This window comes from Pseudomonas sp. GW821-FHT07B01, from assembly GCF_059419065.1.
In genome coordinates this window covers 51,135-77,253 of sequence record NZ_JBWKRA010000020.1, presented here as the reverse complement: position 1 = coordinate 77,253, position 26,119 = coordinate 51,135, and the positions used below count along the sequence as shown (strand labels likewise).

The following is a 26,119-nucleotide window of genomic DNA, read 5'->3' as shown; positions in this document are numbered from 1 at the left end:
CCTTGTCCCTGTAGGAGCGAGCTTGCTCGCGAAAAACCTGAACGATAACGCAGGTCGCCTGGCTGTAGTGGCGCCCTCGCGTTCTTCGCGAGCAAGCTCGCTCCTACAGTTCCGTCGCCCGTCAATCCTTCGTGATCGACTCCCGCTTGACATTAAAGTTAACTTTAAGCTTAGCCTGAGACCTCCCCTGCTCAGGAGTTAACCCATGTCACCGTTCGAATCGCTGCAACTGCCTAACGGCCAAGTCATCGCCAACCGCATCGCCAAGGCCGCGATGGAAGAGAATATGGCGGACCTGCATCAGGCACCGTCCAAAGCGTTGAAGCAGCTGTACAAGACCTGGGCCGACGGCGAACCCGGCCTGCTGCTGACCGGTAACGTGATGATCGACCGCCGCGCCATGACCGGCCCTGGCGGTGTCGCGCTAGAAAACGAGCAACACCTGGCCAGTTTTCGTGAATGGGCCGACGTAGCCCGGGCCAAAGGTGTGCACTTCTGGGTACAGCTCAGCCATCCGGGCCGCCAGACCATGGCCAACCTCGGTCAACAAGCGTTGGCCCCCTCGGCTATTGCGCTGGATGTGGGCAGTTTTTCCAAGATGTTCGCCAAACCCAAGGCCATGACCGAAGACGACATCCAGGACGTCATCAAGCGCTTCGCCACCAGCGCCCGCCTGGCCGAGCAAGCCGGGTTCAACGGCGTACAGATCCACGGTGCCCATGGTTATTTGTTGAGCCAATTTCTCTCGCCCTTGAGCAACCATCGCACCGACCGCTGGGGCGGCCCCTTGGAAAACCGCGCACGCCTGTTGCTGGAGGTCGTCCGTGCCGTACGTGCCAGCGTCAGCCCTTCATTTTGTGTGTCGGTAAAGCTCAATTCCGCAGACTTCCAGCGCGGCGGCTTCGATGAGACCGATGCGCGCGCAGTAGTGGAGATGCTCAATACACTGCCGATCGATTTGCTTGAGTTGTCCGGCGGCAGCTATGAAGCGCCGGCCATGCAAGGTGAGGCGCGGGACGGCCGCACCTTGGCCCGTGAAGCCTACTTTTTGGATTTCGCCACACAAATGGCGAGCATCGCCACCATGCCACTGATGGTGACCGGAGGTATTCGCCGCTTGCCGGTGGTCCAGCAAGTATTGGATAGCGGCATCGCCATGGCCGGCATCGCCACCGCCCTGACCCTGGAGCCGCAACTGATCAAACAGTGGCGTGAAGGTCGCGACCTCAACCCACAACTGCGGCCCATGGAATGGAAGCGCAAACCCCTGGCCGCCCTCGCCACCCTCGCCGTGGTGCGCGACCAGATGCGCCGTCTGAGCCGCGGCCGCCTGCCCAACCCCAACGTTGCGCCCTGGCTGGCACTGGCGTGTGACCAGTGGTTTATCGCGCGGCGTACGCGGCAATACCGCGCAAGCATGACGCAATCTTCACATTAAAGGCGGAGCATTCGCCGTGATTGAACTGTCCCCTACTGATCAGCAGTTTTTCAACCTCACTGACGATTGGAGTTCCTCATGGCGAAAATCAACCTGGCCCAGCAGTTGGCGACCACCCTGGAACAAGCGGGTATCAAGCGTATCTGGGGGCTCACCGGCGACAGCCTCAATGGCCTGACCGACGCCCTGCGCAGCATGGACAGCATCGAGTGGATGCATGTGCGCCACGAGGAGGTCGCCGCCTTCGCTGCCGGTGCCGAAGCGGCGGCCACCGGCGAGTTGACGGTGTGCGCCGGCAGTTGCGGGCCGGGCAACCTGCATTTGATCAATGGTTTGTTCGATTGCCATCGCAACCATGTGCCGGTGCTGGCGATTGCCGCGCAGATTCCGTCATCGGAGGTTGGCCTGAATTACTTTCAGGAAACCCATCCCCAGGAACTGTTCAAGGAGTGCAGCCATTTTATCGAGCTGGTGAGCAACCCCGAGCAGATGCCCCATGTCCTGCACCGTGCCATGCGTTCGGCGATTCTTAACCGAGGCGTGGCGGTGGTGGTGATTCCGGGGGATGTGTCGCTGCTGGAGGTGGAAGATAAGCTCAAGCCGTGGCCGGCCTTGCACGCACCGCGCACCCTGCCGGTTGAGCAGGACTTGCAGCGCCTCACCGACATGCTCCGGAGCAGCGAGAAAGTCACTCTGCTGTGTGGCAGCGGCTGTGCCGGTGCCCACGATCAAGTGGTGGCGCTGGCCGACGCCCTCGGCGCGCCGGTGGTGCACGCACTGAGGGGCAAGGAGCATGTGGAGTGGGATAACCCGTTCGACGTCGGCATGACCGGCCTGATCGGTTTCAGCTCCGGCTACCACGCCATGCTCGATTGCGACACCTTGGTCATGCTCGGCACCGACTTCCCTTATCGCCAGTTCTACCCGACCGACGCCAGGATCATCCAGGTGGACCGCAACCCCCAAGCCCTGGGGCGTCGTGCGACCCTGGATTTGGGCATCGCCGCCGACGTCAGTGAAACCATCGACGCGCTGTTGCCGCGCCTGACCCGCAAGACCGATCGCAGCTTCCTCGAGACCTCCCTCAAGCACTACGAAAAGGCCCGCCAAGGCCTGGATGACCTGGCGCAACCGTCCAAGGCCGGCCGGCCAATCCATCCCCAGTATGTGGCGCGCTTGCTCAGCGAACTGGCCGATGATGATGCGATCTTTACCGCCGATGTCGGCTCACCCACCGTGTGGGCAGCGCGTTATCTGAAGATGAACGGCAAGCGCCGGCTGATCGGCTCGTTCAACCATGGCTCGATGGCCAACGCCATGCCTCAGGCTATCGGCGCCCAGGCGGCGTTCCCTGGACGGCAGGTGATCTCGATGTCCGGGGACGGTGGTTTCACCATGTTGATGGGGGATTTCATTTCCCTGGCGCAACTGCAATTGCCGGTCAAACTCGTGGTGTTCAACAATTCGTCCCTGGGCTTCGTCGCCATGGAGATGAAGGCTGCGGGTTACCTGGACACCGGCACCGAGCTGAAAAACCCGGACTTCGCGGCCATGTCCAATGCCATGGGCATTTTGGGCATACGTGTGGAGCAATCCGAAGACCTGGAGCCGGCACTGCGCCGAGCCCTGGCCCACGATGGCCCGGTGTTGGTGGATGTGGTGACCGCCACTCAGGAACTGGTGATGCCGCCGAGCATCAAGCTGGAACAGGCCAAGGGGTTCAGCCTGTACATGCTCAAGGCGGTGATGAGCGGGCGTGGCGATGAGGTGATAGAGCTGGCGCGGACCAACTGGCTGCGATAAACCCATTGTGGGAGCGGGCTTGCTCGCGAAGGCGGTGTATCAGCCGATGATGTCTCTGCTGAACCACCGCCTTCGCGAGCAAGCCCGCTCCCACATTTGAGCGCATTGCCAAATCAATCCTTCTGTTTTTCTACCCACTTACCGTAGGCATCGATGAATGCCTGCAGGAACGGCTTGGTCTTGTCCGACACCTTCCCCGCCTCATCGAACACACTGCCTGCCCCGCCCAGATAGGCTTCCGGCTGTTGCATGCACCACACATCCAGGAACACCAGGGACTGGCGCAAATGGTGGTTGGCGCCAAAACCGCCAATGGCACCCGGCGACACGCTGATGATCGCCCCCGGCTTGCCACTCCAGGCGCTCTGCCCGTATGGGCGCGAGCCCACGTCAATGGCATTTTTCAAGGCCGCCGGCACGGAGCGGTTGTATTCGGGGGTGACGAACAGCACCGCGTCGGATGAACTCACTTGTTTGCGGAAAGTACTGTAGGCTGCGGGCGGTGTTGCACCGTCGATGTCCTCGTTGTAGAGCGGCAAGTCGCCGATTTCAACAATGTTCAACTTGAGATTGGCAGGGGCCAGTTCGGCCAGGGCCAGGGCGACCTTGCGGTTGATCGACTCTTTTCTCAAGCTGCCCACCAGGACGGCAATCGTGTAGACCTTGCTCATTGAGGTTTCCCGACTTCTGAATAAAGGAGCTTGTAGTTATAGAGGCTTCGCGGCGCGTTCACCAGAGGGTTGTGCGGATTCCCTCGACGTTTTCCTTGCAAGCACTTGCGTAGGAAGCGTCTGAAAAATATCAGCGAATAGTATTTTTTTCTTATAGGTAAACTACCCCGCTCCCTGACGGTCTACAGAACCGCAAATCGAGTGTTTATCTCCAGAGGTTCTAAACAGATGGCTGCAGTACTTGTTGGACAGTTTCATGCCAGAGACGCGGAAGGCCGCGTTTATTCGGTGCATGAGTTTCAGGAATCCAACCCGGCGCAAGGCGACCTGGCCGGATCGACGCCCACCACGACCTACAAGCTGGCCATTGGCGACCGTGTGGAAAAGCTGGAAGGTGATGAATTCAAACTGATCCAGTCGGGCACCATTCTCGTGCGCGAGTCCGAAACCACTCTGGCATCGTAAGCGCTTGCCTTGTTCACCTGCTCAGTCCTGGTGGCTGGGCTGGGGACGTTCATGGGCGGCGGATCTGCGTCACCTCTATGCCCTGCTCGTCTTGCTTGAGCGTTACCAGCACTTGGCCGTGCTCCCCTTGCACGGTAAACATCGAGCGCTTGTAACCTGCCGCATTGTACGCGGGGTAAGCCTCCACCTCCCTGACCAGGTTGATCTCCACGACTGCGCCCACCTGCTCGCCCACCTGTTGCTGGGAGCGAATAAAGGCTTCCAGTGCGAGATTGTCCGGCGTCGGTTCATCCTGATGATTGAAGAAGTAAGCCGCCAGGCCTCCCACGGTCACCAGGACCACGAGTTGCTTGGCCGTTACCCCGAAGAAAGTCGAGGGTAGAGGCATATGAGACCAGACCTGTTTTTTATTTTAAGTACCGGCAAACCGGCAGGGGTCGTTGCTGATCAGACCCGCCATTCTAATGGGGTCCTGGCTGAGCGCCATAGGCCGGGACGACCCCGGCAGTCTTTTTTGCGCACGAAGGCCTGCGCCATTGAATCCCCTGCGCACTGCACATAGACTCCGGCCATGCGTTTACGTCATATCGAAGTGATTCAGGCCATCTTGCAGACCGGCCACCTCGGCACCGCCGCCGAGTGGTTGCAACTCCCCGTGGGCGATGTAGACGCCACCCTCAAGGATGCCGAGCAGCAACTGGGCTTCATGCTGTTCGCCAGCGTGCGCGGGCGCTTGCAGGCCACGCGGGAAACCCTGGAGTTGCAGGCACAAATCACAACTCTGTATGAAGCCCTGGAGCCGTTGCAACGCCTTGCCAGCCGCTTGAAACACCATCATGCTCCGCCCCTGCGCGCCCTCTGCACACCGCCGTTGGCCAACCAACTGTTGCCGCAGAGCATTGCCGCGCTGCGTCGACGCTTCCAGGACATGCCGTGCAACCTGTCGAGCCGGCCAGTTGGCGAGATCATCAACAGCCTGCTGTTGCATGAAGCCGATGTGGGCCTGAGCCTGCATGACCCAGAACACCCCCATATCCAGAGCACGGTGCTGGCCCAAGGCAAATTGCAGTTGCTGGCCCCCCATGGCTGGCTCAAGCCCAAGCAAAAGTACATTGCGCTGCAGGAGTTGGCCGGCCAATCGTTGATCGGCCTTGAAGGCCATGACCCGCTTAGCCGTTTGCTGGACGCCAAGCTGCATACCCTACGGCCGGTGCCCGTGGTGCAGACGCGCGTACAAACCTACCCGATGATGCGCGGCCTGGTGGAAGCCGGAGAAGGCCTGGCGATTGTCGACCCGTTCACCGCCTTGGGTGCACGCGAGTCCGGGCTTGATGCGTGCCCGGTGTCACCACCGATAGTGGTCAGCCTGTATGCGTTGACCTTGAAAGACGCTGCGCCCTCCCCGGCATTGAATGCGCTGCTGGAGATCGTCATCCAGAAAGCCGAAAGCCTGCTTGGCAACGACACCAAGCCCCTGTAGGAGGTCAGACCGCCTCCACTTGCGCCTTGAACAACCGATACCAGAAAATCGCCACCTCGCGGGTTTGCGGGTCAATCCCGCGATAACGCAGTTGATCGATGCCGCCCATTACATAGCCACAACGCTCATACAGGCGACAGGCGCCGAGGTTGTTGTTCTGGGTCTCAAGCATCATGCCCGGCAGGTTCTTCTTGCGAGCCCAGAACTGCGCCACGTCCAACAACGACTTGGCCACGCCATGTCGACGCGCCGGTAACGCCACAGCCAGCTCGTCAACATGGGCGAAACCGTTCCAGTTGGTGCTGACCACGATATGCCCCACTGCGCGGTCATCCAGGTACGCCATGAAGATCGAGCTGTCGGCGGCGTCACGAAAACTGGCGAATTCTTCCGGGTCGATGCCATAGCACTTGCGGTACGGCAGCACTTTTTCCACCGGCCATTGTTCGACGCGCTGGCCCATTTGCGGCACCCCATAGGCACTGACTTCAAAGCTGAAATCATTGCCCCACACATAGGCGTCAAAACCTTCGTCGGCGACTCGCACACTGAGCCCTGGATACTTCGGGTTCATTACAGCTTGCATAGACTTCCTTAACCCTTGATGCAGTCGACGGTATAACGACGGCCACTGCCGTCATCTTCGTGTTGCAGCCCATGCACATCCGCGACAAAACCGGGGAAACTGCTATCGAACGTGCGGGCAAATGCCAGGTAATCGATGATTGAACGGGTTGACTCGGTGAAGCGTTCGCCGGGCATGATCAGTGGTATGCCCGGCGGGTATGGCACCAGCATCACGGCGGCGATGCGTCCTGCCAAGGCATCGATGCAGACCGCCTCCACCTCGCCCCTGACCAACTGGTCGTAGGCATCGGCGGGTTTCATCGCGATTTGCGGCAATACCGTATACATACGCTTGAGGTGCCTGGCCGTGGCATTGCTACGGTAACAGCTGTGCAACTGGTCGCAAAGGTCGCGCAGCCCCAGGCCTTGATAACGTGCCGGGCCTTGGGCATACACCGACGGCAAGCAACTGGCCAGGCTGACATTGGCATCGTAGCTACGCTTGAACTCCAGCAGCTCGGTGAGCAAGGTGCTCCATTTACCTTTGGTAATGCCCATGGAAAACAGCACGAGAAACGAATACAGCCCAGTCTTCTCCACCACCAGCCCGCGCTCCCAGAGGAACTTGCTGACCACTGCAGCGGGAATCCCACACTCGCTCAAGGCCCCACCGGCGTTGAGGCCAGGCATCACCAGCGTGACTTTGATCGGGTCCAGCAGCACGTAGTCCTCTACCACGTCGCCAAAGCCATGCCACTCATCCCCAGGGTGCAACAACCAATCCGCTGTGGCGACCAGGTCGATGCCCGCGACCGAGGGTGGCTGCCAGATGGAAAACCACCAGTCTTCGGCCGCGATATGCTGGCGCAAGTTGGCCAGGGCGCGACGAAAACTCAAGGCCTCGTCGAACATTTCCTGAAGCAGCGAGCGCCCGGCCGGGCCTTCCATCATTGCCGAGGCCACATCCAGCGACGCGATGATGCTGTATTGCGGCGAGGTGGAGATATGCATCATGAAGGCTTCATTGAAGCGGTCACGGTCCAGTTGCCGTGCGCCGCCGTCCTGTACGTGGATCATCGACGCCTGGCTGAATGCCGCCAGCAACTTATGCGTACTGTGGGTGGTGAACACCAAGGGGCTGTCCGGCGTGCGCGAGGTACCCATGCCATAACGCCCGGCGAAGAACTCGTGAAAGGCGGCGTAGGCATACCAGGCCTCATCAAAATGCAGCACCTCGACACTGTTGCCCAGTTGCTGCTTGATCAGTTCGGCGTTGTAACACAGGCCGTCATAGGTGGAGTTGGTCACCACCGCCAATTTCACTTTCGGTGGTCGCCCACGGGTCAAGGGGCTGGCGTCGATCTTGGCGCGGATCGACTCAGGGCTGAATTCGCTCAGGGGGATCGGGCCGATGATCCCCAGCTCGTTGCGCTCCGGGCACAGGTACAGCGGGATCGCGCCGGTCATGATGATCGAATGCAACACCGACTTGTGGCAATTGCGGTCTACCAGCACCAGGTCATCACGCCCCACCATGGAATGCCAGACGATCTTGTTGGCGGTGGACGTGCCGTTGATCACGAAGAACGTATGGTCGGCGCCAAAGTTGCGCGCGGCGCGTGCCTCGGCTTCGGCCAAAGGCCCGGTGTGATCGAGCAGCGAGCCCAGTTCGGGCACCGACACCGACAAGTCAGAGCGCAGGGTGTTTTCCCCAAAGAACTGATGAAACGCCTGCCCCACCGGGCTTTTGCGATAGGCCACGCCACCGCCATGACCGGGGGTGTGCCAGGAATAATTGGAATCGGCGGTGTGTTGCACCAGCGCCTTGAAGAACGGCGGCAACAGGCCATCCAGGTACGTGCGTGCGGCGCGGGCGACCTGGCGCGCCAGAAACGGCACAGTGTCTTCGAACAGATAAAGAATGCCGCGCAGCTGGTTGAGCTCGCTCATGGCATCGGCGGGCGCGTTTTCCAGCGTGACTTGCTCGCCCAGCGCAAAGATCGGCAGGTTGGGTGCGCGCAGGCGCGCCAAGCGAATCAACTCCACCATGTTTTGCAACAGATGGGTGTTTTCCCCGGCGCCTTCGGCGGCAATCAGCATGCAGGCCAGGCCGTGATGGGTAGCGGCCACTAGCCGCCCCTCGGCGTAGTCCACCGCAGAAAAAATACTGAAGCCCTCCTGTTCCAACTCCCTGGCGATGCCTCGAACCCGGTCACCGGCAACGGTGTCGGCCTTGATGTCACGGTGCACGATCAGAACGGGGAACTTCAGGTCTTTGTACATGAGCACTCTTACTCCGGAGGCTTTGCACAAGGGTAGAAGCTGGAAGCAAAAGTGGCGAATGAAGATTTCACAGGTGGTCGAGAGGTATCTACATAACTTCGGTACGGCGCTGAACCTGTGGCGAGGGAGCTTGCTCCCGTGACGGCCTGCCTACCGGGCCATACCTACCTGACACCCCGCGATCAAACTGTGGGTGGGCTGGGCCGGCATTCCGGCTTTTCCAAAATGACCCGCTGTCAGAGCGGAACGCTAAGTGGCTGTTACCGCAGGAATGGAGATGTATCCAATCCAACCGTGTTGACTGTCAGGCCGCATTCGCGAGCAAGCCCGCTCCCACAATTTGATCGCGGGGCGTCAGGTCGATAGGCGTTGTCTGGCAGGCCGCTATCGCAGGCAAGCCAGCTCCCCCAGTTTGATCGCGCAGCGTCAGGTAGATAGGTGTTGGCTGGCAGGCCGTCACGGGAGCAAGCTCCCTCGCCACAGATGCAACTGTGTAAGTACCCATGGCTGCAAGCCTGCTCCTACATGAGCGGTTATTGTTGAGTGAGTTGAGTCCACAACGCCGGCGCACCCGCAGCCTTGGCAATCGCCTCCAGCCGCGCCGCATGCTCGGCCAGGTCCTGCTCGCTGGCACAGATGATCGGCGTCGGCTTGCGGTCAGCCGGCAGCCGGCGGATTTCCGAAGGGCGGTTGCCCGAACCTTCAGCCGAACCGCTGCCATCGGATGCATTACCGGCCAGGGACAGGCTGGTCTGCCCGCCGGTCATGGTCAGGTAAACGTCGGCCAGGATCTCGGAGTCAAGCAAGGCGCCGTGGAGTTCACGGCCGGAGTTGTCGACGCCATAACGTTTGCACAAGGCATCAAGACTGTTGCGCTGGCCCGGATGACGCTCGCGGGCCATCATCAGGGTATCGAGGATCGTGCAGTGCTGGGAGATGTCCGCACGGTCGGTCTGCCCCATCAGGGCAAACTCGTTATTGATGAAGCCGATGTCGAACGCCGCGTTATGGATGATCAACTGGGCGCCATTGATGAATTCGAAGAACTCATCGGCCACTTCGGCGAAGCGCGGCTTGCCCTTGAGGAATTCGTCAGTGATGCCGTGGACGCCAATCGCGCCCTCATCACTGTCGCGGTCCGGTTGCAGGTAGACGTGGAAGTGGCGACCGGTCAGGCGGCGCCCCATCAGTTCGACACAGCCGATTTCGATGATCCGGTGACCATCGGTCACCGGCATGCCGGTGGTTTCGGTATCGAGTACAACAGATCGGATGGCCATCAGGGTTCAGCTCTCAACGGTTTGGTGCATTTCAAGGGGCGGGATATTAGCACGCTCCCGAACCGATGCGCCCCATGGCAAAAAACCACGGCGGGTCGCCCAACAGTTTTTTACAAGGTTTAGCAAACCTGCTGCAGTTTGCTCCCGCGCCCGTTGTTAGCCTGCACGCCTTATTCTTAATGCGGACTACCCGGATTCATGTGCACGCTAAAATGGCTGTTTATCCCCTGCCTGCTCTGCGCCGCGAGTGTGCAGGCCACCAGTTTTGTCATGACGACTGACGCGCTGGTGAGCCTGTCGATGAGTGCCACAGGAGGCACCAGCAGCAGCTTCAAGGACGATAAGATCGTGCTGGCGGCCAAGGCCGATGCCGCGTCGTTTGTCGCAAGCCAGGGTGATATACGTGGCGTTGCGCTGGAGTCGGCGTTCGAGCACATTCGCCGGATGAGGGCGGATCTACATTGCACGGACGAGCAACTCGCCCGTGCAATCCTAGCCCTCTAATCGGCTATGCTCACTGGGTCTTTTTGATCAGGTCAAAATCTCGCAAGGCTACGTAGGGGTCCCAGTACTCGCGCACAGACTGGATCTGCCCGTCCTTGGCCATACGCAAAATGGCAATAAAGGTCTGGTGATAAGGCCTGCCACTGGAGCGAATGACGCCGTCACTGGTGTACTCGAATACATAGGTGCCTTTTTCGGTGGTCTCAAGCAGCGTCCAGGTCTTGGGATCGCTGTACGTCAGATGGCCCATTTGCTTACTGAAATCAGTGAAGTAATTCGTTAGCTCTTGACGCCCCTTGTTTGCGCGCTTGAAACCGACACTCGGGAAGTCGTGGACTGGCGCATAAGCCAGTTCGTAAACGCCATCCTGAACATAATACTTAGCCATCTGGGCCGGATGTTCCGACCAGCCATTCAAGCTGCGCCAATAAAAATCCGCCACGTCGGCAGTGGTGTACCCCGGCGACAAATAGTAAAAGCCGCCCTGCTCCTTAATCGTTGCTTTGGGTTGAGCGTTAACGCCTGCGGCAAAGACTGCCGTGGTGACCAACAAGCCCAATAACCATCCACGAAGACTCATCATGTTTACTACCTCACTTTCGCTTGATTGACGGGTTGATACGGTTTTACTGCGCGCACGGCTTTGCCGGTGCGGCCATGGCCTGACCGCACCTGTACGAGCTATGAATCAATGGGGCATGCGCAGGACAGCCTTGATGGTGTCGCCAGAGTGGATATCGGCGATGGCCTGATTGATGTGTTTCAGATCGTAGAAGCGGATCATTTTGTCTACCGGGAAACGGCCCTGCTTGAACAAGTCCACCAACCGCGGCAGGAACACTGAAGGCACCGCGTCCCCCATGATGCTGCCCCGCACCACACGGCCGCGGATCAGTTGCATGACATCCAGAGACAGTTGGGTGCCAGGCGCGACCACACCAGTCAGCACGGCCTCACCGCCCTCTTCCAAGACGCTGACGGCATTGGCCATCACACCAACATGGCCAGCGCATTCAACGGCGTATTTCACTCCCCGGCCGCCGGTCAGAGCCATGACTTGCTGCGTTGCGTCAGCCTGGTTCGCGTCAATCAGTTGCGTGGCCCCCATCTCCCGAGCCACCGTCAGGCGTGAGGGTTGCGTGTCTATTGCGATGATCGGATTGCAACCCATCACGCGTGCCGCCATGACCGCACTGAGGCCGACGGCCCCCATGCCGAAGACGGCGATGGCAGTGCCAGGGGCTGGCTTGAGCGTGTTCATGACTGCGCCTGCCCCGGTCATCACGCCACAGGCAAAGGGCCCCAGAAACTCCAGTGGTGCATCATCCGCCACCTTGACCAGGCTGCTGGCGCTCACCACCGCGTAATTAGCGAATGAAGACTGGCCGAAAAAGTGGCTGTGCACCGGCCGCCCGTTGTCATGCAGTGCCACCGAGCCATCGGCACGAGAGGCTTTCCAGTTGTAGTCAAAATGTTCATCACAGTAACTTGGCAACCCACTGGCACAATGACTGCACTGACCGCAGAAGCCCAAGGACAGGATAACCTTGTCACCCACCTGCACATGGCTGACACCCGGCCCGACTTGCTCGACGACACCCGCCCCTTCGTGACCGAGCACCACGGGCATTGCCACCGCAATCTGGCGGTCACGCACGGCAAGGTCGGTATGGCAAATGCCGGTGGCAATGATTCTGACGCGCACTTCATCGCTGCGCACAGTGTCCAGTTGCAAGGGGCGCACATCAAACAGCGGGCCTTTGCCTTCAGTCACAGCAGCCAGGATTTTCATTGGATCTCTCTCGCACGATCAGTGGCTTGTTATTGATTACCGAGGTAACCAACCATTGAAGCCAGATTAACGAGCAGGTCCGCAGGTCGCTTTACCTTACTTGCTGACGTGTTGACGCTTATTGCGCAATGCAACGGAGCCTAGGGCCGACGCAACTCACTGGCGGACTGCCCGACAATCCGGCGGAACGCACGAGAGAACTGGCTGGCGCCGGCAAATCCGGTCTCCAGGGCAATATCCAGCAGACTGCGGTCGGTGGTGGTGATCAAGTGTTTGGCCCGGTTGACCCGACACAGCAGTAGGTACTGGTACGGTGACATGCCGAACGTGCGCCGGAATATCCGAGAAAAATGATAGGGGCTGAGATTGACGATGTTTGACAAATCGGCCAGGCGTACTTCGTTGGCCAGGGACGCCTCGATGTAATCGATCAACCGCTGGCGCTGCGCCCGCCCCAGCTCACCTGCGTTCACCAGTACGACCTCAGGCAGTTGTTGCAGTACACGCAGCTCCTGCATCAACAGCATGACCAGGGTTTCCAGATACAAGGTATCGGTCTTGCCGCCACGCACCACCTGATCCAACCGCTCGAGCAGAGCTCGCACAAATCCATCATGGCAACTGATCAGCGGCTTGAGATCCTTCTGCACCCGGTAGCTTGGACAGGCTGCCGCCAATCGCTCCTCGTCAATCGACACCAGCACATACCCCACTCGGGCACGCTCCCCGGCCCAACCTTCGAATAGGCAACCGGCGGGGATGAAGTCAATGAGCTGGTCCAAGGCCCGAGGCCCAGCCAAGCGCAAGCCATCGATGCTGACCTCGCCATCACTGACCGCCCCCTGTCGATACAGCACGAACTGGTGCTGCTGGCGGCGCATTTCAAAACGATGAGCGCGTTGTGCCACCTGCACACATTCAATAGCGCCCCATGGCGGCAGCTCACGGCGGATCATCTGCGAAATCCGTGGAGGCGTATAACTGAGCCCCTCAGGCTCACTCTCCACCGCTTCGTCAAGAAAGGCCTGGACATCGGCATGAGGTGAAAAGGACATTCCGCGCTCCCGGGTAGTATTCGAACGGCCGCTGCGATGTCGTTGATTCAGCTCTGCTTGTAGCCGCGCACTTCATCCACGCCACGGTTGGCCAACTGGTCGGCGCGCTCGTTGCCAGGGTGGCCGATGTGCCCGCGCACCCATTTCCAGGTAATGTCGTGACGGTTGCACTGTTCATCGAGCAATTGCCACAGGTCGGCGTTCTTGACCGGCTCCTTGGCCGCCGTTTTCCAGCCGCGTTTTTTCCAGTTGACCATCCACTCGTTGATGCCCTTCATCACATACTGCGAGTCGGTCACCAGGAGTACGTTGCAGCGCCGCTTGAGTTCTTCGAGGCCGCGAATCGCGCCCATCAGTTCCATGCGGTTATTGGTGGTATTGGCTTCGCCGCCCCACAGTTCCTTCTCCACGCCCTTGCACACCAGCAAGGCGCCCCAGCCGCCCGGGCCGGGGTTGCCCTTGCAGGCTCCATCGGTGAAGAGTTCTACGCTATCGGTCATCGGTTATTCGGCCTGAAATCAAAAAGAGGTTTTACGGTTCGCGTTGTTCGCGGTTGACCTTGGCCAACGGCATCGGCACGAGCTTGCCGATCGGCTCGCGGCGCACTTGTTGCACCGGTCGCAGCCCGACCACGATCTTGCGTGCAACCAGCAAATAGAAGCCACCACCCGACAGCTGCCAGGCCCCTGCGCGGCGTTCCCAACCGGCCAGGCGGCCCTGCCACTTGGCCGTCGCAAGCGGCGGACGATAGCACCCGAAGCGGCGTTTCTCCAGCGCGAAGCCCAGCAGGTTGAGCCAGTCGCCCACCCGTGATGGCGCGATGCAACGCGCCTGACGCAGTCCGTCATGGGCGAACACACGGCGCAGGCCCCAACTGCTCCAGGGGTTGATGCCGACAATCAGCAAATGGCCACCAGGGCGCACGCTGCTCGCCGCTTCGCGCAACAAACCGTGGGGCGACAGGCAGAAATCCAGGCCGTGCTGCAACACCACTACATCGGCGGCGTGTTCGCTCAAGGGCCAGGCCTGTTCCTCGCAGACGATCTCCACGCCCGGCAACGGTGCACCCAGGCGCACATTGCGTTGCACCTGCGGTGCCGAGGGCGGCGTGTCGGCCGACGGCCCGTAATGCACCAGGTAGCCACCAAAGAACCGGCCCAGCTCGTCTTCGAGCATGCGCCGCTCTTCTTCCAGCAAAAACTGCCCAATCGGCCCGGACAACCATTCGCGGGCGGCGCTGATCAGGGCCAGCCACTCAGGATCGGCCTGGGCGAACGCTTTATCAGTCATTGCATTCTCCAACTCGCCTAGACGTTCTAAGATGCACCAATGTGTTCAGCTTGGCGAATCGAAGAATGATACAGATCAGTGCCCTACCCGCCTTCACCGACAACTACATCTGGTTGTTACAAGACCCCACGACCCGGCGCTGCGCCGTGGTCGACCCCGGCGATGCCGCGCCAGTACTGGCCTGGCTCAAGCAGAATGCCGAGTGGCGCCTCAGCGACATTCTGGTCACCCATCATCACCATGATCATGTGGGCGGTGTGGAGCAACTGAAAACTGTCACCGGCGCCACGGTCTACGGCCCGGCCAACGAAAAGATCCCGGCGCGGGATGTGGCCTTGCAGGATAACGACCGTATCAGCGTGCTGGGCTGGGACTTCGACGTGTACGCCGTGCCTGGCCACACCCTCGGCCACATCGCCTTTTACCACCAGGGCGTATTGCTGTGTGGCGATACCTTGTTCGCCGCGGGTTGCGGTCGCCTGTTCGAAGGCACACCCGAACAGATGTACAACTCTCTGGAACGCCTGGCCGCCCTGCCCGCCGATACGCAGGTGTACTGCACCCACGAATACACGCAAAGTAACTTGAAATTTGCCCAGGCCGTGGAACCGCACAACGCCGACATCGCCGAACGGGTGGAAAATGTCGCCCAACTTCGCGCCCGTGGCCAGATGACGCTGCCATCCAACCTGGCCCTGGAAAAACGTACTAACCCTTTTCTGCGCACCGCTGAAACATCCGTTAAACAAAAAGCGGACGAACGGAACGGCCGCGACAACCGCTCTGGGGCCGAGGTGTTTGCTAGCTTGAGGGCTTGGAAAGATAAGTTCTAACCAGATGCAATCTGATACGTAATTTCTGAATGGTTGACCGGAACCAAAGCGCTTTCTAGAATCGCCCGACATTTTTGCCCGGAACTTACTTCCAGCCAATGTCGTCATCTATTCGTAAATCCATTTCTTCAGACGCATTGACCCGCCTGGCTCAAGCCGTGGCGGTGGCCGTTTCCGCGACTCTGGCGGGCTGCCAATCGACCAATTACGCTGCACAATCCACCGTGCAACCCAAACCGAATCTTGCTGCCAAGATCAAGCAAAAACCTATTTGGCTATCAGAGAAGCCCAGCCCCGAAGTACCCCAGGACGTCTGGGAACGCATGCGTCGGGGCTTTCAATTGCAGGACGGTGTCGGCGTCAACCCGCGCATCGAGCAACAGCGCCTGTGGTTCGCCAGTAACCCCTCCTTTCTGGAGAATGCCGGCGAACGCGGCAGCCTCTACATTCATTACATCGTCGAGCGCCTTGAAGAACGCAACATGCCCCTGGAGCTGGCGCTGCTGCCAGTGATTGAAAGTGCCTACAACCCAATGGCCTATTCGCGCAGCGATGCGGTGGGCTTGTGGCAATTCATTCCCTCCACCGGGCGCTACTTCAACCTGCGCCAGACCCGCGCCTACGATGGCCGCCGCGACATCACGGCCTCCACCACCGCCGCCCTGGACTATCTGACGCGTCTGCATGACATGTTCAACGGCGACTGGCTGCTGGCCCTGGCGGCCTATAACGCCGGCGAAGGCACGGTCAGCCGGGCAATCGAGCGCAACGAAAAGCTCGGCCTGCCCACTGACTACTGGAACCTGCCCCTGCCTCAGGAAACCAAGGACTATGTGCCCAAGTTCCTGGCCTTGTCCCAAGTAGTACTGGCGCCCGAGGCCTATGGCGTCAACCTGAACCCAATTGCTAACACGCCGTACTTCGAAGTGGTTGAAGTCAAGCAAAGCATGGACCTGTCACGGGTTGCCGCGCTGGCCGAGATCGACGAAGACGAACTGTTCCAGCTCAACCCAGCCTTGAAACAACGCACCACTCTGGATGGCCCCCAGCATCTGCTGGTACCAACCTCCAAGGCCCAACTGCTGACCAGCACCCTTTCGACGATGAAGCCGGAAGAATTGCTGAGTATGCGCCCGAAAAAGCCGGTGTTCGACGAAGTCGAGACCAAGGCGGTCGCCGGGCGGACCCGCAGCTACAAGGTACGCAGTGGCGACAACCTCACGTTGATCGCCAAGGCCAACAAGGTCGATGTGCATGACCTGCAGCGCTGGAACAAGCTCAACGGCCAGGCCCTCAAGGTCGGCCAGACCCTGGTGATGCAGGACACGCGTAAAGTCGCGGCGAAAAAACCGGTGCAGTACAAGGTCAAGAAAGGTGACTCGCTGTACATGGTGGCCAAGCGTTTCAATGTCGAGATGCAACATCTCAAGCGTTGGAACCCGCGCACCGGCCAGGCATTGAAGCCTGGGCAGATGCTGGTGGTTTCCGGGCCGCGCTAAGGCCTCAGGCATTCTTGGGAACCCCTGTGGGAGCGGGCTTGCTCGCGAATGCAGTGTGTCAGTCAACAGAGATGTTGATGTGCCACCCTATTCGCGAGCAAGCCCGCTCCCACATGGGCCTACAGCCAATTTCAAGATGCTTTTTACAACCGGAACAAGCTGTTACTGTACCGATCATAAAGCCCAAGCCGCCTGGATCGGATCTCTGACTTGAAGCGTCCCCTCCTTCTACTAATAAGCCTGGCCTTGAGCTTTGCGGCGAACGCGACGATCACCGAAAGCCACGGTTATGCGCAGTTCGGCACACTCAAGTACCCGGCCAAATTCACCCATTACGATTGGGTAAACCCTGCAGCGCCCAAAGGCGGGACATTGCGGGTGATGGCATTTGGCACCTTCGATACGCTCAACCCCTACACCTTCAAAGGTTCAAGCCCGGTTTCCACCGCCAATTTCCTGCAGTACGGTGTCAACGAGCTCAATGAACCCTTGATGGTGGGCACTGGGCAATACGCGCCGTCCGGCGATGAACCCACCTCCAGTTACGGCCTGATTGCCCAATCGGTGGAATACAGCGAGGACCGCAGTTGGGTGGTGTTCAACCTGCGCCCCGAAGCACGCTTTCACGACGGCAAGCCGATCACCGCCGATGACGTGGCGTTTTCCTATCGCACCCTGCTGACCGAAGGCCACCCGCAGTACCGCACCAACCTGCAGGAAGTGGCCCGGGTCGATATCCTCAACCCTCACCGTATCCGCTTTGTGTTCAAGCGCGCCGGCAATCCCTTGCTGATCCTGCGCCTGGGCGAGTTGCCGGTGCTGCCCCAGCACTATTGGAAAAACCGTGACTTCAAGGCCACCACCTTCGAGCCGCCCCTGGGCAGTGGGCCCTATCGCATTACCAAGGTTGCGCCTGGGCGGCAACTGGTGTTTGAACGGGTCAAGAGTTACTGGGGCAAAGACCTGCCGGTCAACCAGGGTTTCTATAACTACGACAAGGTCGAAGTAGAGTTCTATCGCGACAGCGACGTGGCCTTTGAAGCCTTCAAGGCCGGTGAATTCGACATTTATATCGAGCATCAGGCCAAGAACTGGGCCACCGGCTACAACTTCCCGGCGGTCAACCGCGGCGATGTGATCAAGGCGCAGATCGCCCATCAGATCCCCACTCAGAGCCAGGGCCTGTTCATGAATACCCGGCGACCGGCATTCAGCCAGGCCAAGGTGCGTGAAGCCCTGGGGTTGATGTTCGATTTTGAATGGACCAACCGCACGCTATTCAGCAGCGCCTACAAGCGTTCGGTGAGCTATTACCCCAACAGTGAATTCTCGGCCACCGGTCTGCCCGTGGGCCATGAGTGGTTGATGCTCTCGCCCTACCGCGACCAACTGCCGGCCGCGCTGTTTACCCAACCGTTCAGCCTGCCGCACACCGATGGCCGCGGCATCCCCCGCGAAACCCTGCGCCAGGCCCTGGCCCTGCTCAGCGAGGCCGGCTGGAAACTGTCGGGGCAGCGCCTGCTCGATAAGGACGGGCAACCGCTGCGCCTGGAAATCCTGCTGGTCAACCCGAACCTTGAGCGCATCCTGCAACCCTATGTCGAAAATCTGACCCGCATCGGCATCGACGCCCGCTTGCGCACCGTTGACCGCGCACAGTACAAACAGCGCCTCGATCAATTCGATTTCGACATGATTCTGATGACTCTCAACCAGACCTTGAGCCCCGGCCTTGAGCAGTGGCAGTACTTCCACTCCAGCCAGGCCACAATCAAGGGCAGCAAGAATTACGCCGGTATCGCCAACCCGGTGGTCGACCACCTGCTGGACCAACTGCTGGCGGCACAGACCCGCGAAGAACAACTGGCTGCCGGCCGCGCCCTGGATCGAGTGCTGCTGTGGCAGCACTACAGCATTCCCAACTGGTACCTCAACTATCATCGCCTGGCGTACCGCAACCGGTTCGCCTTCGTCACCACGCCGCCCTACAGCCTGGGCCTGAGCGCATGGTGGCTGAAAGCTTCGGAGAAAGCCCAATGATGTCCTTGCGTACTACCCTGCTCGCCAGCCTGTTGCTGTGCACAGCGGCGCACGCCGCGCCACAACATGCGCTGACCCTCTACAACGAGCCACCCAAGTACCCCGCCGACTTCAAGCATTTTGACTACGTAAACCCCGACGCCCCCAAGGGCGGGACCTTTCGCGAATCGGCCATGGGCGGCTTCGACAGCCTTAACCCCTATATCAGCAAGGGCGTACCGGCAGACAACCTGCCGCTGATCTACGACACCCTGGCCATGCAAAGCCTGGACGAACCCATCACCGAATACGGACTGGTGGCCGGCAAGATCGAAAAAGCCCCGGACAACAGCTGGGTGCGCTTCTATCTGCGCCCCGAAGCGCGCTTCCATGACGGCCATCCGATCCGCGCCGAAGATGTGGTGTTTACCTTCCAGACCCTGATCAAGGAAGGCAACCCGCTGTACCGCAACTACTACGCCGACGTCGATGAAGTCGTGGCCGAAGACCCGTTGCGCGTGCTGTTCAAGTTCAAGCGCACCAACAACCGCGAGTTGCCGTTGATCCTTGGGCAGTTGCCAGTACTGCCCAAACACTGGTGGGCCAGCCGGGATTTCTCCAAGGGCAACCTGGAAATCCCCCTGGGCAGCGGGCCTTACCAAGTGGCGGAGGTCAAGCCAGGCCGTATGATTCGCTACGAGCGGGTCAAGGATTATTGGGCCAAGGACCTGCCGGTCAATAAGGGCTTCTACAACTTCGATACCCGCATCACCGATTACTACCGCGACAGCACCGTCTCCCTGGAAGCCTTGAAGGCCGGGCAGTTCGACTACTGGTTGGAGTTCAGCGCCAAGAACTGGGCCAATGCCTACAATATTCCAGCGGTGAAAGAGGGCCGCTTGATCAAGGAAGAAATCCCCAACGGCAACCCCACCGGCATGCAGGGCTTCGTGTTCAACATGCGCAAGCCGATGTTCCAGGACGTGCGGGTGCGCAAGGCCATCAGCCTGTTGCTGGATTTCGAATGGAGCAACAAACAGCTGTTCAACGGTGCCTACACCCGTACCCGCAGCTATTTCGAAAACTCGGAAATGGCCGCCACCGGCCTACCCGGTCCGGACGAGCTGGCGATTCTCGAGCCGCTGCGCGACAAGATCCCTGGCGAAGTCTTCACCCAGGCGTTCGAACCGTCCCACACCGACGGCAGCGGCATGATCCGCACCCAGCAACGCGAGGCCTACCAACTGCTGCAGGAAGCGGGCTGGAAGATTGTTGACGACAAAATGGTCGACAGCACCGGCAAGCCAGTGACCATCGAGTTCCTGCTGGCCCAGACCGAGTTCGAGCGCATCCTGCTGCCGTTCAAGCGCAACCTGGCAGACCTGGGCATCGACCTGGTGATTCGTCGCGTGGACGTCTCGCAGTTCGTCAACCGCCTGCGCTCGCGCGACTTCGACATGCTGGTGGGCAGCTTCCCGCAATCCACCTCGCCGGGTAACGAGCAGCGCGAGTTCTGGAAATCCTCCAGCGCCGACAAGCCCGGCAGCCGCAACTACATGGGCCTCAAGGACCCCGCGGTCGACCAGTTGGTGGAAGAGTTGATTGACGCCGGTTCGCGGCAAAGCCTGATCGCCCACGCCAGGGCGCTGGATCGTGTGCTGCAGTTTGGTTACTACGTGATTCCCAACTGGCACATCAAGACCTTCCGCGTGGCGTACTGGGACCACCTGGGCCACCCCAAGGTCTCGCCACGCTACGACGTCGGCACCGCGACCTGGTGGAGCAAACCCGACGTCACACCTGCCGTCCCCCTGGACACACGCGCCGATGCGGCGAGCGGAGGCGATTAAATGCTGGCCTATATTGTTCGCCGCCTGTTACTGATCATCCCCACGCTGTTCGGGATCTTGCTGATCAACTTCGTCATCATCCAGGCCGCTCCCGGCGGCCCGGTGGAGCAAATGATCGCCAAGCTCGAAGGCTTCGACGGCGCCACCAGCCGCATTGCTGGCGGCGGCGCCGAAGTCGCGGTGGCCGGTTCCAGCTACCGTGGCGCCCAAGGCCTGGACCCGGCGCTGATCAAGGAAATCGAAAAGATGTACGGCTTCGACAAGTCGGCGCCGGAACGCTTGTGGATCATGGTCAAGAACTACGCCCAGCTGGACTTCGGTGACAGCTTTTTCCGGGACGCCAAGGTCATCGACCTGATCAAGGAGAAGATGCCGGTGTCCATTTCCCTCGGGTTGTGGAGCACCCTGATCATGTACCTGGTGTCCATCCCCCTGGGGATCGCCAAGGCCACGCGCCACGGCAGCCATTTCGATGTGTGGACCAGCTCGGCGATCATCGTCGGCTACGCGATACCGGCGTTCCTGTTTGCGATTCTGCTGATCGTGGTGTTTGCCGGTGGCAGTTATTTCGACTGGTTCCCCTTGCGCGGGCTCACCTCCAACAACTTCGAGGAGTTGAGCTGGGGCGGCAAGATCCTCGATTACTTCTGGCACCTGGCGCTGCCCGTCACCGCCCTGGTGATCGGCAACTTTGCGACCATGACCCTGCTGACCAAGAACAGCTTTCTAGACGAGATCAACAAGCAGTACGTGGTCACCGCCAAGGCCAAGGGCCTGACCAACCGCCGCGTGCTGTATGGCCACGTGTTCCGCAACGCCATGCTGCTGGTGATCGCCGGTTTCCCTTCGGCCTTCATTGGCATCTTCTTTACCGGCTCGTTGCTGGTGGAGGTGATCTTCTCCCTCGACGGCCTGGGCCTGATGAGCTTTGAAGCGGCGATCAACCGTGACTACCCGGTGGTGTTCGGCACGCTGTTTATCTTCACCCTGCTGGGGCTGATCGTGAAACTGATCGGCGACCTCACCTACACCCTGGTCGATCCACGTATCGACTTTGCCAGCCGGGAGCATTGAGATGAACCTGTCCCCCCTCAATCGCCGCCGGTTCGAGCGGTTCAAAGCCAACAAGCGTGGCTGGTGGTCGCTGTGGCTGTTCCTGGTGCTGTTCGTGCTGAGCCTGGGCGCCGAGTTGATCGCCAACGACAAGCCCCTGGCGGTGCACTTCGACGGCGGCTGGTACTTCCCGGCGCTCAAGCGCTACCCGGAGACTACCTTCGGCGGTGAATTCCCGCTGGAAGCCAACTACAAGAGCCCGTACATCCAGGAGCTGCTAAAAGCCAAGGATGCCTGGACCTTGTGGGCACCGATTCCGTTCAGCTACCAGAGCATCAATTACGACCTGAAAGTCCCGGCCCCGGCGCCGCCGTCCTCGGTCAACCTGCTGGGCACCGATGACCAAGGGCGCGATGTGCTCGCGCGGGTGATCTACGGCTTTCGTGTATCGGTGCTCTTCGCCCTGACCCTAACCATACTCAGCTCGATCATCGGCGTGATTGCCGGCGCCTTGCAGGGCTTTTATGGCGGTTGGGTCGACCTGGCCGGGCAACGTTTCCTGGAGATCTGGTCCGGCTTGCCGGTGCTCTACCTGCTGATCATCCTGGCCAGCTTCGTGCAACCCAACTTCTGGTGGCTGCTGGGGATCATGCTGCTGTTTTCCTGGATGAGCCTGGTGGATGTGGTGCGCGCCGAGTTCCTGCGCGGGCGCAACCTGGAGTACGTGCGCGCGGCTCGGGCGCTGGGCATGCAGAACGGCGCGATCATGTTTCGTCACATCCTGCCCAATGCGATGGTCTCGACCATGACCTTCCTGCCCTTCATCCTCACCGGCGCCATTGGCACCCTCACCGCTCTGGACTTTCTCGGCTTCGGGCTGCCGGCAGGTTCGCCGTCGCTGGGTGAGCTGGTGGCCCAGGGCAAGTCCAACCTGCAAGCGCCGTGGCTGGGCATGAGTGCCTTCGCGGTGCTGGCGATCATGTTGAGCTTGTTGGTGTTTATCGGCGAGTCCGCTCGCGATGCGTTCGACCCGAGGAAATGAGATGAATCCGGACAATCTGATCGAAATCCGCGACCTCAGTGTCGAATTCGTCACCGGCGAGCATCACCACCGGGTGGTCAACCACGTCAGCTTCGACATCAAGCGCGGCGAAACTCTGGCGCTGGTGGGTGAAAGCGGTTCGGGCAAATCGGTCACCGCCCATTCGATCCTGCGCCTGCTGCCCTACCCGTTGGCCAGGCATCCGTCGGGCACTATCGAGTATTCAGGGCAAGACCTGCTGACGCTCAAAGAGAAGACCCTGCGGCATATACGCGGCAATCGTATTGCGATGATCTTCCAGGAGCCGATGACCTCGTTGAACCCGCTGCATTCCATCGAAAAACAGATCAACGAAGTGCTCGGCCTGCACAAGGGCCTGACCGGCAAGGTCGCCACCCAGCGCACGTTGGAATTGCTGGAGCTGGTGGGTATCCCCGAGCCACACAAACGCCTCAAGGCGTTGCCTCACGAGCTGTCCGGCGGCCAGCGCCAGCGAGTGATGATCGCCATGGCTCTGGCCAACGAGCCGGAGTTGTTGATTGCCGACGAGCCGACCACGGCGCTGGATGTCACCGTGCAGTTGAAGATTCTGGAATTGCTCAAGGAGCTGCAGGCGCGGCTGGGCATGGCGCTGCTGCTGATCAGCCACGACCTCAACCTGGTACGGCGCATCGCCCACCGTGTGTGTGTGATGCAGCAAGGTTGCATCGTTGAACAGGCCGATTGCGAGACACTGTTCCAGTCGCCCCGGCATCCCTACACCCAGGAATTGCTCGCGGCGGAGCCCAGTGGTGGGCCAGCCAACAATGATGTCGGCCCTCCGCTGCTGGAAGTGGACGACCTGAAAGTCTGGTTTCCGATCAAGAAAGGCTTTTTGCGCAATACCGTGGATTACGTCAAGGCTGTGGACGGCATCAACTTCAGCCTGCCCCAGGGCCAAACCCTGGGCATCGTTGGCGAAAGTGGCTCGGGCAAGTCCACCCTGGGCCTGGCAATTTTGCGCCTGATCGGCAGCCAGGGCGGGATTCGCTTCGAAGGCCAGCAACTGGACCGCCTCAGCCAACAGCAGGTACGCCCGTTGCGCCGGGAAATGCAGGTGGTGTTCCAGGACCCGTTCGGCAGCCTGAGCCCGCGCATGTGCGTCAGCGAGATCGTTGGCGAAGGCCTGCGTATCCACAAGATGGGCACGCCCGCCGAACAGGAAGCGGCGATTATCGCGGCGCTCAAGGAAGTGGGCCTGGACCCCGAATCCCGGCATCGCTACCCCCATGAATTCTCCGGTGGCCAGCGCCAACGCATCGCTATCGCCCGAGCGCTGGTGCTCAAGCCGCGCCTGATCCTGCTGGACGAACCCACCTCGGCCCTGGACCGCACGGTACAGCGCCAGGTGGTAGAGTTGCTGCGCGGTTTGCAGGCCAAGTACAACCTGACCTACCTGTTTATCAGCCATGACCTGGCAGTGGTGAAGGCGCTGAGTCACCAGTTGATGGTGGTCAAGCAAGGCCAGGTGGTGGAGCAAGGCGATGCCCAGGCTATTTTTGCTGACCCGCAACATGCCTATACCCGGCAGTTGCTCAAGGCAGCTTTTTTGGTGCCGGCCTGACGGCACGCGGGTGCAAATGCAGGAGAAATAACGCCATGTCGCTCAGCCCAATCGCCCGTCCCGCAGACACGCCGCGCTTCTGGCGCGACGAACGCCTGCCGTTCATCGAAGCGCGCACCATCGCCGACGGGCGCAAGGTCACTTACACCCGGCACGCCCATGAGCATTTTTCCATCGGTGCGATCACCACCGGCTGCAGCTATTACCACTACGGCGCGCGCACCTTCGAAATCAGCGCCGGCACCGTGGTGCTGATGAACCCAGGCGATGTGCATGCGTGCAACCCCATCCATGACCAGCCCTGGTCCTACCACATGCTGTACCTGGACACGCCCTGGCTGACCGACCTGCAATACCAGCTGGGATTCAGTACCGACCAGGGCTACCGAGCATTCGACACGCCCCATACGCGCGAGCCGGTGCTGTACCACGGTTTGCTCGACCTGTACCGGACACTGCTGGATGAGCAGGCCGAACTGCTGCAAAAACAGAGCGCGCTAGTGAGTTACTTCACCGAGGTGCAACAGCGCCTGAACCCTTCGCTGACGCCGGTACGCGAGGTCAACCACAAACTGGAACGCGCCGCAGACTACATCCGCGCCCACTGCACGCAGGCCTTGAAACTCGAAGACATCTGCCAGGCCGCTGAACTGTCGCCGTCTTATCTGATCCGCGCATTCAAGCAGTATTACGGCTTGACGCCCCACGCCTTCATGGTCAACCGACGCATCCAGTTCGCCCGCAGCCAACTGCGCAATGGCGCACTGATTGCCGACGTCGCCCTGGCCGCGGGCTTTGCCGACCAGGCGCACTTCCAGCGCACCTTCAAACAACACTTCGCGGCCACGCCGGGGCAATACCGCGAGAACCTCAAGCCATCAGCAAATAACCCACACTGGCCACCAGCAACGCGGCCATTGAGCGGTTGAACAGGCGCACACCTTTGGGGTTGTTCAAGTAGCGGCGCAAAAACGTCCCCGCATACGCCCAGCACGCCACCGACAGGTAGCAGATCACCAGGTAAAGCGCGGCAAACAACCATACCTGCGCCGCATCGCCATCGGCCACGAACAACCCCATGCCTGCCACACACGCCAGCCAGGCTTTCGGGTTGAGCCACTGCATGATCGCGCCATACAACATCGACGGCGCGGTGTCCGTACCGTCAGCGTCCAGCCGGCCATCATCCACCGCCAGCTTCCAAGCCATATACAACAAGAACGCCACGCCGCCCCAGCGGATCAATTGAATCAGGATCGGCCAGCGCACTAATACTTCATGCAACCCCAGGCCGATCAACACCAACAACAAGGTAAAACCCACGGCGGCGCCAAAGACATGTTTCTGGCTGGCGACGAAACCAAAACGTGCGCCAGAACTTAAAGCGACCACATTCACCGGTCCCGGCGTGATGGACGTGGCCAGGGCAAAGGCGGCCATGGAGAGAATCAAGCTCATTGCAGTTCCTTTTGTGATCCCAAACGAGGTTTAGATCACGGTACCGCGCAGCGGACACCAGGGTATTGAAGAAAATGCCCCTGGGTACTTCAGAAACGGACGCTGATCTGATTAGTGCCCCCGAGATCAACTGT

24 protein-coding genes are annotated in these 26,119 nt (G+C 60.1%); 13 read left to right on the top strand and 11 right to left on the bottom strand.

Annotated elements, in window-relative coordinates:
• The first annotated feature begins 205 nt into the window (after nt 1-205).
• Both AC07S6_RS20600 and poxB read left to right on the top strand, forming a co-directional pair.
• Nucleotides 206-1,438: an NADH:flavin oxidoreductase/NADH oxidase family protein gene (locus tag AC07S6_RS20600; protein WP_495112922.1), complete on the top strand. Its 1,233-nt coding sequence runs from the start codon at nt 206-208 to the stop codon at nt 1,436-1,438.
• A 78-nt stretch (nt 1,439-1,516) separates the two neighbouring features.
• Nucleotides 1,517-3,241: a ubiquinone-dependent pyruvate dehydrogenase gene (gene poxB / locus AC07S6_RS20595; RefSeq protein ID WP_495112921.1), complete on the top strand. Its 1,725-nt coding sequence runs from the start codon at nt 1,517-1,519 to the stop codon at nt 3,239-3,241.
• A 113-nt stretch (nt 3,242-3,354) separates the two neighbouring features.
• On the opposite strand, the gene AC07S6_RS20590 is transcribed toward poxB, so the two are convergent.
• On the bottom strand, nt 3,355-3,912 hold the full coding sequence (locus AC07S6_RS20590) for an NADPH-dependent FMN reductase (protein ID WP_073452303.1): 558 nt from the start codon (nt 3,910-3,912) through the stop codon (nt 3,355-3,357).
• A 228-nt stretch (nt 3,913-4,140) separates the two neighbouring features.
• On the opposite strand from AC07S6_RS20590, the gene AC07S6_RS20585 reads away from it, so the two are divergent.
• Nucleotides 4,141-4,377, top strand: a complete 237-nt coding sequence (locus tag AC07S6_RS20585; protein ID WP_032874044.1) for a hypothetical protein — start codon at nt 4,141-4,143, stop codon at nt 4,375-4,377.
• A gap of 49 nt (nt 4,378-4,426) precedes the next feature.
• On the opposite strand, the gene AC07S6_RS20580 is transcribed toward AC07S6_RS20585, so the two are convergent.
• The gene (locus AC07S6_RS20580; protein WP_198862080.1) at nt 4,427-4,765 is read right to left on the bottom strand and encodes a hypothetical protein; all 339 of its coding nucleotides are present in this window, start codon (nt 4,763-4,765) and stop codon (nt 4,427-4,429) included.
• Nucleotides 4,766-4,948: 183 nt separating this feature from the next.
• Here AC07S6_RS20580 and AC07S6_RS20575 point away from each other — a divergent pair, with 183 nt between their 5' ends.
• Nucleotides 4,949-5,857 carry a LysR substrate-binding domain-containing protein gene (locus AC07S6_RS20575; protein ID WP_495112920.1) on the top strand — a complete coding sequence of 303 codons (909 nt, stop codon included), beginning with the start codon at nt 4,949-4,951 and terminating at the stop codon, nt 5,855-5,857.
• Nucleotides 5,858-5,861: 4 nt separating this feature from the next.
• Here AC07S6_RS20575 and AC07S6_RS20570 read toward each other — a convergent pair whose 3' ends face one another.
• The 3 genes from AC07S6_RS20570 to dnaQ all read right to left on the bottom strand — a co-directional run bounded on the left by AC07S6_RS20570 (nt 5,862) and on the right by dnaQ (nt 9,981).
• On the bottom strand, nt 5,862-6,431 hold the full coding sequence (locus AC07S6_RS20570) for a GNAT family N-acetyltransferase (RefSeq protein ID WP_019820276.1): 570 nt from the start codon (nt 6,429-6,431) through the stop codon (nt 5,862-5,864).
• Nucleotides 6,432-6,451: 20 nt separating this feature from the next.
• Nucleotides 6,452-8,707: an Orn/Lys/Arg family decarboxylase gene (locus AC07S6_RS20565; protein ID WP_495112919.1), complete on the bottom strand. Its 2,256-nt coding sequence runs from the start codon at nt 8,705-8,707 to the stop codon at nt 6,452-6,454.
• Between the two features lie 533 nt (nt 8,708-9,240).
• Nucleotides 9,241-9,981: a DNA polymerase III subunit epsilon gene (dnaQ, locus tag AC07S6_RS20560; RefSeq protein ID WP_495112936.1), complete on the bottom strand. Its 741-nt coding sequence runs from the start codon at nt 9,979-9,981 to the stop codon at nt 9,241-9,243.
• Between the two features lie 204 nt (nt 9,982-10,185).
• Between dnaQ and AC07S6_RS20555 the strand changes: the two genes are divergently transcribed.
• Nucleotides 10,186-10,491, top strand: a complete 306-nt coding sequence (locus tag AC07S6_RS20555; RefSeq protein WP_440841707.1) for a DUF2388 domain-containing protein — start codon at nt 10,186-10,188, stop codon at nt 10,489-10,491.
• A 10-nt stretch (nt 10,492-10,501) separates the two neighbouring features.
• On the opposite strand, the gene AC07S6_RS20550 is transcribed toward AC07S6_RS20555, so the two are convergent.
• The 5 genes from AC07S6_RS20550 to AC07S6_RS20530 form a co-directional block, all read right to left on the bottom strand.
• Nucleotides 10,502-11,074 carry a nuclear transport factor 2 family protein gene (locus AC07S6_RS20550; protein WP_440841705.1) on the bottom strand — a complete coding sequence of 191 codons (573 nt, stop codon included), beginning with the start codon at nt 11,072-11,074 and terminating at the stop codon, nt 10,502-10,504.
• A 105-nt stretch (nt 11,075-11,179) separates the two neighbouring features.
• Entirely contained in the window at nt 11,180-12,283 is a 1,104-nt protein-coding gene (locus tag AC07S6_RS20545; RefSeq protein ID WP_495112918.1) for an NAD(P)-dependent alcohol dehydrogenase, read from the bottom strand.
• Nucleotides 12,284-12,423: 140 nt separating this feature from the next.
• Nucleotides 12,424-13,338 carry a helix-turn-helix domain-containing protein gene (locus AC07S6_RS20540; protein ID WP_495112917.1) on the bottom strand — a complete coding sequence of 305 codons (915 nt, stop codon included), beginning with the start codon at nt 13,336-13,338 and terminating at the stop codon, nt 12,424-12,426.
• A 47-nt stretch (nt 13,339-13,385) separates the two neighbouring features.
• Nucleotides 13,386-13,838, bottom strand: a complete 453-nt coding sequence (gene rnhA, locus AC07S6_RS20535) for a ribonuclease HI (RefSeq protein ID WP_003173571.1) — start codon at nt 13,836-13,838, stop codon at nt 13,386-13,388.
• 31 nt (nt 13,839-13,869) lie between these two features.
• A complete protein-coding gene (locus AC07S6_RS20530; RefSeq protein WP_003190694.1) occupies nt 13,870-14,628 on the bottom strand; it encodes a class I SAM-dependent methyltransferase in 759 nt (252 codons plus the stop codon).
• 65 nt (nt 14,629-14,693) lie between these two features.
• On the opposite strand from AC07S6_RS20530, the gene gloB reads away from it, so the two are divergent.
• The 8 genes from gloB (at nt 14,694) to AC07S6_RS20490 (ending at nt 25,456) form a co-directional block, all read left to right on the top strand.
• A complete protein-coding gene (gene gloB / locus AC07S6_RS20525) occupies nt 14,694-15,461 on the top strand; it encodes a hydroxyacylglutathione hydrolase (protein WP_020301566.1) in 768 nt (255 codons plus the stop codon).
• Nucleotides 15,462-15,559: 98 nt separating this feature from the next.
• On the top strand, nt 15,560-16,960 hold the full coding sequence (locus AC07S6_RS20520; protein ID WP_020301567.1) for a transglycosylase SLT domain-containing protein: 1,401 nt from the start codon (nt 15,560-15,562) through the stop codon (nt 16,958-16,960).
• A gap of 210 nt (nt 16,961-17,170) precedes the next feature.
• Complete coding sequence (locus AC07S6_RS20515) at nt 17,171-19,000, top strand: extracellular solute-binding protein (RefSeq protein ID WP_495112916.1); 1,830 nt, start codon at nt 17,171-17,173, stop codon at nt 18,998-19,000.
• Nucleotides 18,997-20,829: an extracellular solute-binding protein gene (locus tag AC07S6_RS20510; protein ID WP_054920846.1), complete on the top strand. Its 1,833-nt coding sequence runs from the start codon at nt 18,997-18,999 to the stop codon at nt 20,827-20,829. The genes AC07S6_RS20515 and AC07S6_RS20510 overlap by 4 nt, the downstream gene beginning before the upstream one ends.
• Complete coding sequence (locus AC07S6_RS20505; RefSeq protein ID WP_034126078.1) at nt 20,830-21,903, top strand: microcin C ABC transporter permease YejB; 1,074 nt, start codon at nt 20,830-20,832, stop codon at nt 21,901-21,903.
• A gap of 1 nt (nt 21,904) precedes the next feature.
• Entirely contained in the window at nt 21,905-22,924 is a 1,020-nt protein-coding gene (locus tag AC07S6_RS20500) for an ABC transporter permease (protein ID WP_003190688.1), read from the top strand.
• A gap of 1 nt (nt 22,925) precedes the next feature.
• Entirely contained in the window at nt 22,926-24,527 is a 1,602-nt protein-coding gene (locus tag AC07S6_RS20495) for an ABC transporter ATP-binding protein (protein ID WP_495112915.1), read from the top strand.
• Between the two features lie 35 nt (nt 24,528-24,562).
• Complete coding sequence (locus tag AC07S6_RS20490; protein WP_495112914.1) at nt 24,563-25,456, top strand: helix-turn-helix domain-containing protein; 894 nt, start codon at nt 24,563-24,565, stop codon at nt 25,454-25,456.
• Here AC07S6_RS20490 and AC07S6_RS20485 read toward each other — a convergent pair.
• On the bottom strand, nt 25,398-25,985 hold the full coding sequence (locus tag AC07S6_RS20485) for a LysE family translocator (protein ID WP_495112913.1): 588 nt from the start codon (nt 25,983-25,985) through the stop codon (nt 25,398-25,400). The two genes, AC07S6_RS20490 and AC07S6_RS20485, sit on opposite strands and share 59 nt — an antisense overlap.
• Nucleotides 25,986-26,119 lie beyond the last annotated feature (134 nt).